Below are 14,308 nucleotides of genomic sequence, written 5' to 3'. Positions count from 1 at the left end.
AGGCTAGAATTCTAACCCTGACCCCTGATCGGGGCGGGAGACAGTTTCAGGTGGGCAGTTTGACTGGGGCGGTCGCCTCCTAAAAGGTAACGGAGGCGCGCAAAGGTTCCCTCGGTCCCGTTGGAAATGGGACGATAGAGTGCAAAAGCAGAAGGGAGCTTGACTGTGAGACCCACAAGTCGAACAGGGACGAAAGTCGGCTTTAGTGATCCGACGGCACCGCGTGGAAGGGCCGTCGCTCAACGGATAAAAGTTACTCTAGGGATAACAGGCTGATCTCCCCCAAGAGTTCACATCGACGGGGAGGTTTGGCACCTCGATGTCGGCTCATCGCAACCTGGGGCTGAAGTCGGTCCCAAGGGTTGGGCTGTTCGCCCATTAAAGCGGTACGTGAGCTGGGTTCAGAACGTCGTGAGACAGTTCGGTCCATATCCGGTGTAGGCGTAAGAGCATTGCGAGGAGCCTTCCTTAGTACGAGAGGACCGGGAAGGACGCACCGCTGGTGTACCTGTTATCGTGCCAACGGTAAACGCAGGGTAGCCATGTGCGGAGCGGATAACCGCTGAAAGCATCTAAGTGGGAAGCCCACCTCCAGATGATTGCTCTCATGGCATTAAGCCAGTAAGGTCTCGGGTAGACTACCCGTTGATAGGCTCTAGATGGAAGCTCGGTAACGAGTGCAGTCGAGGAGTACTAACCGACCGAGGGCTTGACCTGATTCTTCTTTCACCACTTTTTTCCTAGCTTTTGCAGTCTTGAGGGTTCTACCCTTCCTGGTGTCTTTAACGTGATGGCACCACTCCGATTCCATCCCGAACTCGGTTGTGAAACTTCACCGTGGCCAAGATACTTGTCGGGTTGCCGACCGGGACAATAGCTCGATGCCAGGATTATTCTTTCCTACCCCTCAATCTCACCAGATTGGGGGGTTTGGTTTTTAGGAAAAATCAGAGGATTTTAAATCTAAACCTCGCTCAAATATTGTATCTATGGCTAACATTTCTCCGTCGCTAGTCATAAATTTATGATCTTTGGTTGCTTGGATAGTTTGCCCATTTTCTAGGGTGTATTCAAAGACCTCTTGTAAACCCCGCTCGTGCCATTGAGAGATTGGTTGACTATAAACAAAACCATTTTTATCTACACTATAAACAGTACAGTTAATTTCTTCGCTCACAATTTTAGCAATTGGCAATAATCCGTATTCCTCAGTCAAAATTAACGTCTCACCTCCCAGACAATATTCGGCAAAATTTACCATCTGTTCAAAGAGATTTTCAGCGATTCTTTTTTCCACACCATTTTTAGCAGCACCATCGATAAACATCTCCCTTTGTTTCTGCATTTCGGAAGCTTTTTTCTTACCCATTGCTCGACGCAATAGATCCGCTTCTCCTAGGGAATAACCCGCTAAATCCTGCGCCATTTTCATAATCTGTTCTTGATAGACTAAAACTGCGTAGGTTTCCTTAAGAATTGGTTCCAATAAAGGATGATCATAACGAATGGGTTCTCTACCGTGTTTTCTGCCAATAAAGAGAGGAATTAATCCCGCATCTAAAGGTCCGGGGCGATAGAGTGCTAGGATTGAAGATATGTCCTCAATACCCGATGGTTTTAACTCTTTAACGATCTGTTTCATCCCCGATGATTCTAACTGGAAAATACCTTCTAAATCCCCTTCTTCTAGTAATACGTGGGTTTTGAGAATATCGGGAGGTAGTTTTTTATGTTCCCCTTTAGCCCGAATTTGCAGGGCTTTTCTTTCATCTAAAGGCAATTGTTCGAGATCGATATCTATACCCTGATTTTGTTTAATTAAATCGGCGGTTTTTTTCAAAGTGGTTAAATTTCTTAAACCTAAAAAGTCCATTTTTAACAATCCCAATGATTCTAAATCCTCCATGAAATATTGGGTAATTACCGCCCCATCATTATTTTTCTGGAGGGGAACCACTTCATCTAAAGGTTGGGAAGAAATGACGACTCCCGCGGCATGAACTCCGAAGGTTTTGTTAGTACCTTCGATACGAATTGCCATATCTAACCAATGACGCACATGGGGTTCCGTATCGTATCTTTCTTTAAATGCTGGTTCGGGAGTTTCATCGGAAATCATCACTTTTAAAGGTGTGGGTTTACCGCGAGAAACGGGAATCATTTTCGCCATTTTGTCCGATTCGGCGTAGGGAATATCTAACACCCGCGCCACATCTTTTAAGACAGCTTTTGATGTCATACGGTTAAAAGTAATGATTTGGGCAACATTAGCCTCACCGTATTTTTCCGTAACGTATTGGATCATTTCATCCCGTCTCTCGATACAGAAATCTGTATCAATATCAGGCATAGATTTCCGTTCAGGATTGAGAAAACGTTCAAATAATAACCCGTGATGAACGGGATCAATATTGGTTATTTTTAAAGAATATGCTACCAAAGAACCCGCAGCAGAACCGCGTCCTGGGCCGACGGGAATATCATGATCTCTAGCATATTTTATATAGTCCCAAACGACGAGAAAATAGGTAGAAAATCCCATTTTCTGTAACATTTTTAATTCGTATTCAAGCCTTTCTTTGTAAACAGTTTCAATCTCGTGACGAGAAGGACATTTTAATCTTTCTAGTAATCCTAACCAAGCAATTTCTTCTACATAACTATCAGCAGTATGTCCCGCAGGAACTGGATAATTAGGCAGTCTTGGTTCATTAAAGATGTTATAAGGTTCGACTTTTTCTGCTACTTCTAAGGTGTTATTAATCGCTTCTTCAATCACATCTTCTGGCAGATGATCACGGAAAAGTAAACGCATTTCATCAGCAGATTTTAAGTATTCTGTGCCGCTATAACGGAGTCGTTTGTCTTCAGTAATTAACTTGGCAGTTTGAATACAAAGCAAGGCATCGTGTGCCTCTACATCGTAACAGGAAATAAAGTGAGAATCGTTAGTAGCAACTACTTTAATTCCTAATTCTTTAGCAATTTTAACTATTTCTACATTGACAATCCGATCTTCTTTAGAACCGTGGTCTTGAATTTCTAAATAAAAATCATCACCAAAAAGTTTTTTATACCATTTAGCCGTTTCCTTAGCAAGTTTTCTATTATTAGCTAAAATCGCTTGGGGAATCTCTCCACCCAAGCAAGCACTGGTAACTATCAATCCTTCGTGGTATTGTTGGAGTAACTCTTTATTGATACAAGGACGAGCAAAAATGCCTTTACCTTGAATACCTTTCAGATTAGAAATAGTAGTTAATTTAACCAGATTTTTATAGCCTTGGGTGTTTTTGGCTAAAACAACTTGATGATATTTTCGGTGGCGAAGATTGACTTCAATATCGCCATTGACTACATACATTTCATTGCCAATAATTGGTTTTATTCCCTTATTACGGCAGGTTTTAATTAATTCGATCGCACCATACATGACTCCATGATCGGTTAAAGCGATCGCTGGTTGTCCTAATTCGATCGCTCGATCAATTAGTGCCGGTAATTGGGAAGCACCATCAAGTAAGCTATAATCACTGTGAATATGTAAACCGACAAAAGACATAGTTTTTCAGGAAAAAGTGACAAGGAAAAGGGGAAAAAAAACAGAATTTACTTACTTTTAATTTTCAGCAATCACAGTCTATTTTTAGGGTTGATTGAGAATCGTATAGGGGAAAGAACTTTCTTCTAAATTAAACCATTGTTCTCGCAGTTTCTGGTTATCATTGCTGCCGACAACAGTATCAACAAATTTTTTCCATTCGGGATCGTTTTTGGGTAAAATACAGCCATAAAGTTCGGTGGTAATCGGTTGACTGGGTAGTAGCACAAATTGTCGCGGATCCTGTCCTTGTTTAACGATTTCCCCCAGTAGAAGAATTCCATCACTAACCACTGCTTTAACTTCTCCCCTTTGTAATTTTGCCACTGCCTCACTTCGATCGCTGACAGCTTGCCAATTAGCCAGAGGATAGATATAACGAATAATACTATCGGTGGTGGTGTGGGGAATATAGGCGATCGCAACTGCCGCTAAAGTGTTATTAATATCTATTTTATCAACATTTTCCCTTTTAGTTAAAAATTGCGCTCCTGTCATAAAATAGGGAATAGAAAAATTAACCCTTTCTAGTCTTTCTTCCGTGATTGTTGCCGCATTACAGGATAAATCTACTTGTCCCTGTTCCACTTGCTGAAAACGATTATTAGTCGTCGCTTCTATAAAGGTTATTGTAATCGGTTTACCTAATTCTTGTGCTAATCGACGTTGGACTAAGCGCATTAATTCCACTCCGTAACCTGTCCATTGTCCCGTTTTCTCATCGATATAACTAAAGGGAGTAGCGTCTTTTCTGGCTGCCGCTTTTAATTCTCCTGTGCGAGCAATTCTTTGTAAAACTGTTTCTGCCAAGGCTGATAAATGTAGGTTATTTATCAGTAAAAGACCTAGAAAAATAAACCAAAAGTTTTTAGACATATCAAGAAAGCAAGAAGGAGATAGGGAGAAAAAAGCTAACCACCGACGTGCGATTAGCAAGTACTGCTATATTTTAACTAGAGCTTGCTGAATAAATCTAAAAACTTTGTTGGATAAGACTTTTAGACCTTTTTAAAATCCAAAAGTGCCTCGTCTGGGAGTGATCAGGGGGAAAATTCAGGTACTTTTTCCCTGAAAATTAGGTAATTGAGCAGATGAAAATCGGTAAAACCCTACACCCCACACCCAACCCCCCCGATGTCGGGGGGGTTGGGGGGGCCACACCCTACCCCCACCGAAAAACTTTTTGCCGCAAACCCTAACTACGATCCTCAAATAATCCACTCAAACGTTCTACTTCTGTTTGTGCTGTGTACATAGGAGTTCCGGCCAGAATTCCGGTAACATTGCGGAAAGGTTGACCGATGTGCATACCTTGATGATCGATCGAAAACTCACGAATATCCTTATCGTGCATAGAACCGCGCATTTTTAAAACAGTGATACCGCGGCGCATTTCTCCATACATTTCCACATAACGCAGCAGAATAATTGAATCGGTAATTGTAGAAATATGCGCTTCTGTGATCGAGGAACCTCCTAATAAAGTGGGAGTGGTGGAAGTAAATAATCCTCCCACCTCTTTTTGCTTAATAAAAGAAGTCAAACCGATAATAAATTCCCGAAATCCTTTCAGATTAGAAACCCTTTCTAAAGCAGATAAACTATCTACTGCCACTCGATTAGGTTGAAACTCCTCGATAATTTCCTTCATCATAATTAAATGATTTTCTAAACCCGTAGTTTCCGGATAACGGCAGACTACCTTTAATTTACCTTCCTTTTCCATGCGGTCATAATCCACACCCCAACCGGTAGCATTTCTAAATAACTGTTCGCGACTTTCCTCGAAGGCAAAAATTAAACATCTTTCCCCATTGGTTACTCCCCCTGCCATAAATTCTGTCACCATGAGGGTTTTTCCTGTTCCTGTGGCTCCCGAAACCAAAATAACCGAATCGCGGAAGAAACCACCCCCACACATTCTATCGAGTTCCAGACTGCCGGAAGTAATACGAATATTAGAGGATTTTTGTTCTAATTCAATGGCTGACAAAGGAATAATCACAGCCCCTTTATTGGGAATAATTGTAAAAGGAAATTCTCCTTTTTGGTGATCGGTTCCGCGATATTTTAAAATTTCGATCGTCCTTCTTCTTTTCTCATCGGTTAAAACGTTGCGTAAAATCACCACATTATCGGCAACAAACTCCTCCACCCCATAACGACTGATTTCGCCGTATTCTTGCGTTCTTTCTGCGGTCATAATCGCTGTTACTTCCAATTCTCGCAAAGCGGTTGCCAGACGAAAAAGATCACTTCTCACTTGAGCGCTATCACTCAAATGGCTAAAAATTGCGCCTAAAGAATCCATAGACACCCGTTTGGCTTTATTTTTGCGGATAGCAAACTCAATGCGAGCGATTAATGCGCCTAGGTCGTATTCTCCCGTCACCATCGGCTTTTCTTCCGGTTGGGGGGAAGCATCGACAAAGGCCCACTGACGATTCTCCTCCCACTGCCGGATATTCCAACCAAAACCACCCATATTTTTTCTTAGTGCTTGGGGTGGCTCCTCGAAGGTGACAAAAACGCCATTTTCTCCATTTTTGATGCCTTCTGCCAGAAATTGACAGGCAAAAACCGTTTTAGCACTTCCTGCCGTCCCCGCTATCAAAGTCGCTCGTCCTTTCGGTAATCCCCCTTCCGAAAGAAAATCAAAGCCGGGGATTCCTGTTTCTAACTTCTCAATCAACTCTAGGGGATTATTTTGCGTCATTTAAGTTCTCTATGAAAACGAGCTAATGTTTATTGTACCTATTTCAGTGACCAGCGATACCAGAAATTCATCCCTAGTTGGGGTGTATCAAGAAAATTCAGTGAGCGTTGTTAACTTTTATGACAATATCGACTAGATTATCCACATTATCTGCTGAGAATTTCTCGAATATAAATGATCAATAAATAATCCCAAGAGCTTATTTTTCAAGAAAATATTAAGTAGGCTGTGTTAGCGCAGTAAGGTAGTTAGGGTTAGATTCCCGCACAAAATTTACCCAAAACAGGAATAGAAATAAAAATCATCTCATCTAATAAAAACAAGATTACGGCTGTTACTATCGTCCTAATTGCCCAATTTAATCTAATTGCTTTTTGCTCTCTAATTTTAGAGATTATAACTAAAGTTTCTGTTTGTAAATATTGTATTAAAGCCGTTAGATAGTCTTCTTCCTCTGCTTGGTTCCATTCCTCAGCAAGCAATTGTTCTGGTAGGATAATTTCACCACCCACTACTGGGGATAGACCCCATAATCCTAAGCCAATAGTAATAATTGTGAATAAATAGGCCAAAAATTTCAAAAGATAGCAGGTAAGACAAGGATAAATAGACTGGTTACATTCAAGGGAAACTAGATAAGCAGGTCAATGTCAGCCACAATTAACCAAAACCCCCCTAATAGTCAGAATCAAAGTAAGTTTTGTATTTAGTTGATTAATACTATCCTTGACAACTTTGAGAGAGTTTAAGGTATAATCATAGGTAAGCTGGATATTTGTCATAGTTATTTGCTCTACTATGGAACATACAACCGATAATAATCAAAATCAGCAAGAAACCGATAATCAAACAGAAAAAATAGCAAGAGATAATAAACCCATCCTGAAGATTGATCCTAAGAAAACTATACCCTACATACAGGAAGGAATCAAACCGAAAAATAGATAAATTCTGTTTATTTCAGGGTTCCTTGAGATGCGTCAAATGATGGCGCATCTCAAGGAAAAATCAAGTATATTTCTCTAACTATAAAGGAACTTGAGTAATCCAATCTTGATACTTTGGTTCCTGATTGAGAACGATAGAACTTAACTTTTCTTTTAACTGATAAGTAATCGGTTTAGCCGCAGGTAAAGAAAAAGTTTCAATCTTTTTAATCGGAGTAATTTTTGCCGCAGTGCCACTTAAAAACACCTCATCAGCGATAAATAACTCCGTCTTATCTACGGGTCTTTCAATAACCGGAATACCCAAATCCCGCGCGATAGTTAAAACACTATCTCTAGTAATACCCTCTAGGATATCTTGGTCAAAACTAGGAGTAATTAGCTGACCATTTCTGATGATAAAAATATTCATTCCCGTCGCTTCACAGACTTTACCCTGAGAATTCATCAAAATTGCCTCATCAAACCCCGATTCTACCGCTTCCGTTTTTGCTAAAGCAGAAGTGATATAAGCGGCGCTAATTTTACCTCGCAACGGGAAACTTCTATCCTCTTGACGATACCAAGAACTAATCCGACAGTTAACCCCATCGGCTGCTAAATAATCATCCATTTCTAGACCATAGACTAGAAAATCCTTCTCGATACCATGTAATCGCGGAGCAATTCCCAACCCGGAACTATAGACAAGGGGACGAATATAAAAAGGTCGATTACACTGATTTTTTTTCACAAAATCGATAATTATTTGATAGATTTTATCGGCAGGAATCTCGTAATTAAGAAACTTAGCACTTTGACTTAAACGCTGACAATGACGTTCTAATCTAAATAATAATATCTGTCCCGGATTGCTAGGGTCGGGAGTACCTCGTAAACCCCCAAAAGCGGCAGTTCCGTAGTGTAGTGCGTGGGTAGCAACGGATAATTTTGCCTCACTAAAAGGGATAAATTTATTCTCAAAATAGGCGAGAGGAAGGAAAGGAATTTCGGTAATAGACATTTTTTTTTGATTGAACCAAGAACTAAACGGGATTTACCCATGCGGAAAAATTTTGTTTCTGGCTATTAGAAGGATTTTCTACCCTGATAATTTCATAGCGAATCGTCTGCGGGGCGGCCAGTGGAACAGCAAGGGTTCGCAATTCATCGAGATGAAAGACTGTTATCTGAATAATATCACCTGCGCGGTAGTCTTTTAATCTTTCGTTTAACTGTTCCGCCGTCACCCGCAATCCATCGATAGCCAATAACTCATCATCAGCATTAATTCCCGCTTTTTGGCAAGGGGAACCCATCTCGACAAATTTAATTATTTCTTTACCCGCTTCACTCTGTACCCGCATTCCCAGATGAGGTATCGTCTCCCCATTGCCAACACCCCGCAGATAGAGTCCAAAAGGTTCAAGATATTCATTAAAGGGTAATTCTGCCAAACCGTCGATATAACGGCGGTAGAAGTCGCTTAAATCCACCCCTGCGGCAGATTCGAGAATTGCCTGCAACTCCCCATCGGTATAACCAATCTCCTCTTTACCGAAATGTTGCCACATCGAGCGTAAAACATCATCGAGGGAACGACGGTTATCGGTGTGGGTGCGAATTAGTAAATCGAGAAGCAGCGACAATAATTCCCCCTTGAGATAGTAGGAAATTTGACTATTATCGCTATTGCTATCCCGTCGGTAGAGTTTTATCCAGGCATCGAAACTCGATTCGCCTAGAGGTTGGACAAGACGACCGGGTATATTGAGATAACGGGTGATTTCTTTGCTTAAAAGCTCTAAAAAAGTCTTACTATCGTATATTCCCGCCCGTAGAGGGATTACTATATCGTAATAACTGGTGGTTCCTTCGGCAAACCAGAGGGAAGAAGTATAATTTTCTGCATCATAATCGAAGCTTTCTAAAGCTTTTGGGCGAATACGCTTGATATTCCAGAGATGAAAGAACTCATGGGCGACTAATTGCAGAAAACGATTATACTTATCCTTATCTCGTAATCCCAAACGCGCATAGTTAAGGGTACAGGAATTTTTATGTTCTAGTCCCCCGTAACCGGCTGCCGAAAGATGTAGCAAAAAGAGATAATTATCATAGGGGAGTCCACCGAACATAGCCGACTCGGTTTGAATAATTTTAGTGGTATCGGCGATAATTTGACTAGGATTAGCGTTTCCCCGTCCCCAGATAGCTAATTGATGGGGTTTTCCCTCGACGACAAAATCGTATAACTGATGAATCCCCACTTCCACGGGACTGTCCACCAGGGTATCAAAATCGGGAACGTGAAAGGTGTTTTTCTGTCCGGGTAAAGATTTTAAGGCAGTGGTAACGCGCCAATCGGCATGGGGAGGGATAATTGTCAGGGTGAGGGGATGTTTTTGATAATCGGGGATATAGAAAAATAAAGCAGCCCCGTTGAAGTAACCGTGAGTATCATCGAGATGGTTGGTTCTGACGGTTAAATCGTGGGCAAAAACGCGATATTTGACTGTTATTTCTGAACTATTACCGGTGTCAATCTGCCAGTGATTTTTAGCAACTTTGCGACTGTTGAGGTTAACAGCTTGAAAATCTTGAACTAAACGGGAGTATTCCCGCACTAGATAGGAACCGGGAGTCCAAACCGGCATTTTTAGGTTTAAAATCGGAGCTTGCCAACCGGTAATCTGTAGAGTAACTTCAAAGAGGTGTGAAGTCGGTTCCGACATAGCCACTTGATAGCTGAGACTTAAACGAGTTGAGGAGATGGTAGTGGGGGAAATAAGACTGGTCATCGGCATTAAACGGCTTTTAAGTTATTCTACTAAATCCAGTTATTAAAAACTGATTATTTATTCCCCCTTTTGCATGACTGCCTCTCCTGATATGTAGCCTATACTCAACGGATTTAGTATTATAGCGGTGCGAGAAATCCGATGGTTTTCCAAGATTTGGCCGAGCAGTTTGGGAAAGAAAACCCTCGCAGGATTTGCGGGGGTTTTTCGCCGATTCAGCGTCTTTCTGCCGGGGGTGCGGGAGGAATCACATCGGTGGGAGGAGTTACCTCTAGGGGAACCGAACGAGTTTCGGGAGCTGCCACAGTGACGGGAACGGTAATCGGTTCGGCTGCTGGGGGGGCCGTATTTTCAGGACGAGGAGCAGCGGCACTGGTAGGAGCAGTGCTAGTACGCCGACGACTAGAACGGCGTTGGCTGGGTTCGCTAGTATTAGAACGGACGATAGTTTGCTCACGACTTACCCGAACCCGTCGCCGTCTGCGGATGGGTCCTTCGGTGGGGGAACCCTCATCGCTGCTGGCTAAACGATTGTTAGTAGTTTGGGTAAAGTAGGTACGTCGGGGTTTAATTGGTTCCGCTTTTAATGTCACTGGACGTTTGCCTAAATTCGGTTCTGGGAAACCTTGATAGGGAATGTCCTTAATTGCTCCTAACATAAATTGTCGCCACATCCAAGCGGACATGGTACTGGCTCCATTGGTGGGTTTATTATTGTCATTACCGAGCCAAATTCCCGTGACTAATTGGGGAATATAACCGACAAACCAAAGGTCGCGAGCCTTGTCAGAAGTGCCGGTTTTTCCTGCCACCGGACGACCAATTTGTGCGGGGGTTCCCGTTCCCGAATTAACCACATCTTGCAGCATCCAAGTCATCGTCGCTGCCGTGTTTTGATTGAGAGCAGTTTTCGGTTTAAAATTGGCTTGATAAATTACTTTACCATGGCGATCAAGTACCTGATTAATACCGTAAACTGGTTGATGCACACCATTATTAGCCAAAGTACCGTAGGCGCTGGTCAATTCTAAAAGATTGACTTCCGAAGCACCCAAAGCCAAAGAATAAGTGGGTAAAAGTTTCGACTGGATCCCCATATCTTGAGCTAATTTAATCACCGGATTCCAACCCACAGCCACTAACACCTGAACTGCCACCACATTCAGGGAAGAAGTCAAAGCATCGCGCATGGACACCTCGCGGCCGCTATACTTATCGCCGTAGTTTTCCGGTTTATAACCATCCACCACATACTGAGCATCTTTATAATTAGAATAGGGGGATTTCCCCGCCGCAATCGCCGCCGCATAGACAAAAGGCTTAAAAGTAGATCCTGGCTGACGTTTTGCTTGTGTCACCCGATTGAATTGATTCTTATCGTGGTCAATTCCCCCGACCATGGCCTTAATTTGTCCATTTTTGGGGTCAATTGCCACTAAAGCCGCCTGTTGGAAGTTCTGCCACTTGCCATAACGAGAAACCGCTCTTTCTACCACTTCCTCCGCTTCGCTTTGCCAACGAGGATTAAGGGTAGTTTTTACCACCAATCCCCCCGCTTCTAGGGTTTTAGCGGGAACCAGTTGCGGCAGTTCTTTTTCCACATAATCGGTAAAATAGGCCGCTTGCCGTTGCAGACGTTTTAGGGGACTGGTTTTAATGCCTAGGGGAGATGCGATCGCCAGTTGCGCTTGAGCCTTAGTAATAAATCCCACCTCGGCCATAGTTTTGAGGACGATATTACGCCGTTCTAGGGCAGATTTAGGGTTTTCGAGGGGAGAATAGAGACTAGGAGCGGGAACAATGCCAGCAAGGGTGGCAGCTTCGGCTAGAGTTAATTTATCGACGGGTTTACTGAAATATAACCAAGCGGCATCGGCAAGACCGTAGGCCCCGGAACCGAGATAAACTAGGTGAAAATAACGCTCTAAAATCTGGTCTTTTGTATATTTATCTTCTATTTTCTGAGCGATACGCATTTCGCGTAATTTGCGATCAAAGCTCCTTTCTTGGGATAAAAAGACAATCCGGGCCAATTGTTGGGTGATGGTGCTGCCTCCCTCCACCACTCCCCCGGCTCTCAGGTTAGAAAAGAGAGCGCGAGCAATACCCTGGCCATCAACTCCCCCGTGTTCGCGAAACCGGCGGTCTTCACTAGCGATAAAGGCCTCCTGTACCAGTTGAGGAACTTGGGCAATTTTCACAGTTTCGTAAGTGCTAGGGCCATTTTGCTTGAGGATTCCCCCATTAGCGGCTTGAATGGTTAGGGTGCCGGGACGAGTATATGTTTGTATATCGGCGATATTTTGCGGTAAAGAGCTTTCAAGGCGATAAATGCCCCAACCTACCCCCAAAAGTCCCCCTGTCACGCCTAATCCCAATCCCAAGTACAACCCAAAGCGGGGATGTTGTCGCCATTGCGGTAAGGGGGAATTGTCGATCAGGGTAGTAAATTTGTTTTTTAAGGGTTTTAACGTCTCTAGAGCCTTGTTACTGGTTCGGGAGACTAAATTGACCTTTTTTTCTTTGGAAGCGGCTTCTACTGGCTTTTCCCCCGCAACTGGCGCAGATTTGGAGTCGATAGGATCGACTTTAGGGGGTTGCTCGGAATTCTCTAATTTATTAGCAAGATTATGAAAAAATTGACTAAGTTTTTGTTTGTATTTCATGTTAATCGAGCGGGTGAGGGTGAGGGAGTGGGAAGTGGGGTGTGGGGGTGTGGGGTGTGGGGTGTGGGGTGTGGGGTGTTGGGGAAGTGGGGAGGTGGGGTGTGGGGTGTGGGGTGTGGGGTGTCGGAAGAGTAAATAGAAATAATCTCCTATCTCCTGTCTCCTGTCTCCCGTCTCCCGTCTCCTGACGACCGTCTCCTGTCTCCCGTCTCCCGTCTCCTGTATCCTGACGACCGTCTCCTGTCCCCTGACTCCTTAAAGATCGCTAAATTGTCGCCACCATTGCTGGAGAGGATAATAGACGAGGGGAGTCCAGAGACTACTAAGCAGAGCAGCAGTGAGGGCAATGCGTTGATAATCGAGCCAAAGATCGGCGAGATTTTTGCCTCCTTGTAGATAGTATTGAAAAGCGATGGCAGCGTCGGCAATTAAAGTCATAACAAAGACAATTAAGACCACGGCGATCAATTCTTCTTTAACATAACGTTGTCGGTGTAAACGGGAAGTGAGGAAGCCGATGAGACCAAAAACCATGATATGGGAAGGATAATTAGAGGTAAGACTATCTTGAATAGTGCCGATCGCTAATCCGGCCACCACACTATCGAGACAAGAGCGATTGAGACTCCAACTAACCAACCAAATCAGTAACCAATTGGGAGCGATGCCTAAAATCTCCATACCGGGCAGCCGCATTAAGGAAAGAAAGGTACAGAGAAGCAGTGAAGCGATAGTGACTAAAATATTCAGGATAAAACGAGAACGGGCTGATAAACGGCTTAATTTCAGCATAATTCCCCCTCTCACTGCTGGGGTTGCGGGTGAACGAACACCCATTCGAGATTGTCCACGGTGGCGGTAAATTCAATTTTGGCGGTGGGGGCGGGATTTTCCTGTAAATTAAGGGAAATTATGCGACCGATGGGCAACCCCGGCCAAAAAAGACTACTAAAAGCCGAAGTTGTCACCACATCTCCCGGTTTGACATCGGGAGCTTTTTCAAAAAAGCGCAGGGTGGCGACTTGGGAATTCTGACCTTGAATCAAACCCATGGACCGACTACGATTTACCGTTGCTCCGATGCGACTTTGGGAATTACTGACCAATAAAACTTTGCTGGTGTGGGGAGTAACTTCCGTAATCCGTCCCACTAAACCGCCAATTCCCGTCACCGAAGCACCCACTGGCACACCATCGGCGCTACCGCGACCGATAATTACCTGTTGCCACCAATCATCGGCGCTGCGGCCAATAATTGGCGCAGAAATCAGGGGTTTTTTCTGGGTTTGATAATAACCAAGCTGTTTTTTTAATTGTTGATTTTGATATTCGACTTCACTTAAACGATTTTGTAATTCTCGCACCCGTTGATCGGCCAGAAGTTGCTCTTGCAGATTAGTTTCCTCTCCCTGAAAAGGACGAGTTAATAAACCATACAATTCTAAAATCGCCCCACTTTGATAGGTGCGAATGTACCAAGCTCCCCCCAAAGCGGCAGCGAGCAGAAACAGTCGCCATCCCTGCTGTGTCCATTTTCGTCGTGCTGAATACATGAGCGATTTAAAACCTCTTGACTGTGTAGAGTGAGAATCCGTCCA

General features: G+C 43.4%; 10 protein-coding genes and 2 rRNA genes (1 of these 12 cut by a window edge). 3 read left to right on the top strand and 9 right to left on the bottom strand.

The window, feature by feature from the left end:
- A 23S ribosomal RNA gene (locus tag RAM70_RS16410) occupies positions 1-717 on the top strand; it begins 2,183 nt to the left of the window's first position.
- 55 nt (positions 718-772) lie between these two features.
- Positions 773-890, top strand: a 5S ribosomal RNA gene (gene rrf, locus RAM70_RS16405).
- 47 nt (positions 891-937) lie between these two features.
- Here the strand turns inward: rrf and RAM70_RS16400 are convergent.
- The 4 genes from RAM70_RS16400 to RAM70_RS16385 all read right to left on the bottom strand — a co-directional run bounded on the left by RAM70_RS16400 (position 938) and on the right by RAM70_RS16385 (position 6,898).
- Complete coding sequence (locus RAM70_RS16400) at positions 938-3,562, bottom strand: trans-splicing intein-formed DNA polymerase III subunit alpha N-terminal partner DnaE-N (RefSeq protein ID WP_045357669.1); 2,625 nt, start codon at positions 3,560-3,562, stop codon at positions 938-940.
- 84 nt (positions 3,563-3,646) lie between these two features.
- Positions 3,647-4,477 (bottom strand): amino acid ABC transporter substrate-binding protein, encoded by an 831-nt coding sequence (locus tag RAM70_RS16395; RefSeq protein ID WP_045357666.1) that lies wholly within the window; start codon positions 4,475-4,477, stop codon positions 3,647-3,649.
- A 319-nt stretch (positions 4,478-4,796) separates the two neighbouring features.
- Entirely contained in the window at positions 4,797-6,317 is a 1,521-nt protein-coding gene (gene kaiC, locus RAM70_RS16390) for a circadian clock protein KaiC (protein WP_002797104.1), read from the bottom strand.
- A gap of 254 nt (positions 6,318-6,571) precedes the next feature.
- Positions 6,572-6,898, bottom strand: coding sequence for a hypothetical protein (locus RAM70_RS16385; RefSeq protein ID WP_072319688.1), 327 nt, complete (start codon positions 6,896-6,898; stop codon positions 6,572-6,574).
- A gap of 217 nt (positions 6,899-7,115) precedes the next feature.
- Here RAM70_RS16385 and RAM70_RS16380 point away from each other — a divergent pair, with 217 nt between their 5' ends.
- A complete protein-coding gene (locus RAM70_RS16380; RefSeq protein WP_190381308.1) occupies positions 7,116-7,265 on the top strand; it encodes a hypothetical protein in 150 nt (49 codons plus the stop codon).
- 78 nt (positions 7,266-7,343) lie between these two features.
- On the opposite strand, the gene RAM70_RS16375 is transcribed toward RAM70_RS16380, so the two are convergent.
- The 5 genes from RAM70_RS16375 to mreC form a co-directional block, all read right to left on the bottom strand.
- Positions 7,344-8,267, bottom strand: a complete 924-nt coding sequence (locus tag RAM70_RS16375) for a branched-chain amino acid transaminase (protein WP_045357662.1) — start codon at positions 8,265-8,267, stop codon at positions 7,344-7,346.
- A gap of 22 nt (positions 8,268-8,289) precedes the next feature.
- Positions 8,290-10,050: a M61 family metallopeptidase gene (locus RAM70_RS16370; protein ID WP_312674655.1), complete on the bottom strand. Its 1,761-nt coding sequence runs from the start codon at positions 10,048-10,050 to the stop codon at positions 8,290-8,292.
- Between the two features lie 209 nt (positions 10,051-10,259).
- A complete protein-coding gene (locus tag RAM70_RS16365) occupies positions 10,260-12,710 on the bottom strand; it encodes a transglycosylase domain-containing protein (RefSeq protein WP_312674654.1) in 2,451 nt (816 codons plus the stop codon).
- A 255-nt stretch (positions 12,711-12,965) separates the two neighbouring features.
- On the bottom strand, positions 12,966-13,547 hold the full coding sequence (mreD, locus tag RAM70_RS16360; RefSeq protein ID WP_045357649.1) for a rod shape-determining protein MreD: 582 nt from the start codon (positions 13,545-13,547) through the stop codon (positions 12,966-12,968).
- On the bottom strand, positions 13,514-14,263 hold the full coding sequence (mreC, locus tag RAM70_RS16355; protein ID WP_045357646.1) for a rod shape-determining protein MreC: 750 nt from the start codon (positions 14,261-14,263) through the stop codon (positions 13,514-13,516). Before mreC ends, mreD begins: the two co-directional genes overlap by 34 nt.
- Positions 14,264-14,308 lie beyond the last annotated feature (45 nt).

It is taken from the genome of Microcystis wesenbergii NRERC-220, from assembly GCF_032027425.1.
GTDB classification, from domain to species: Bacteria; Cyanobacteriota; Cyanobacteriia; order Cyanobacteriales; family Microcystaceae; genus Microcystis; species Microcystis wesenbergii_A.
Note: the sequence above shows the minus strand (reverse complement) of the source record. Positions and strands in the feature narration are given on the sequence as shown.

Coding starts and splice junctions, on each gene's coding strand:
- RAM70_RS16400 (WP_045357669.1), bottom strand. CDS start 3,562: ATGTCTTTTGTCGGTTTACATATTCACAGTGATTATAGCTTACTTGAT.
- RAM70_RS16395 (WP_045357666.1), bottom strand. CDS start 4,477: ATGTCTAAAAACTTTTGGTTTATTTTTCTAGGTCTTTTACTGATAAAT.
- kaiC (WP_002797104.1), bottom strand. CDS start 6,317: ATGACGCAAAATAATCCCCTAGAGTTGATTGAGAAGTTAGAAACAGGA.
- RAM70_RS16380 (WP_190381308.1), top strand. CDS start 7,116: ATGGAACATACAACCGATAATAATCAAAATCAGCAAGAAACCGATAAT.
- RAM70_RS16375 (WP_045357662.1), bottom strand. CDS start 8,267: ATGTCTATTACCGAAATTCCTTTCCTTCCTCTCGCCTATTTTGAGAAT.
- RAM70_RS16370 (WP_312674655.1), bottom strand. CDS start 10,050: ATGCCGATGACCAGTCTTATTTCCCCCACTACCATCTCCTCAACTCGT.
- RAM70_RS16365 (WP_312674654.1), bottom strand. CDS start 12,710: ATGAAATACAAACAAAAACTTAGTCAATTTTTTCATAATCTTGCTAAT.
- mreD (WP_045357649.1), bottom strand. CDS start 13,547: ATGGGTGTTCGTTCACCCGCAACCCCAGCAGTGAGAGGGGGAATTATG.
- mreC (WP_045357646.1), bottom strand. CDS start 14,263: ATGTATTCAGCACGACGAAAATGGACACAGCAGGGATGGCGACTGTTT.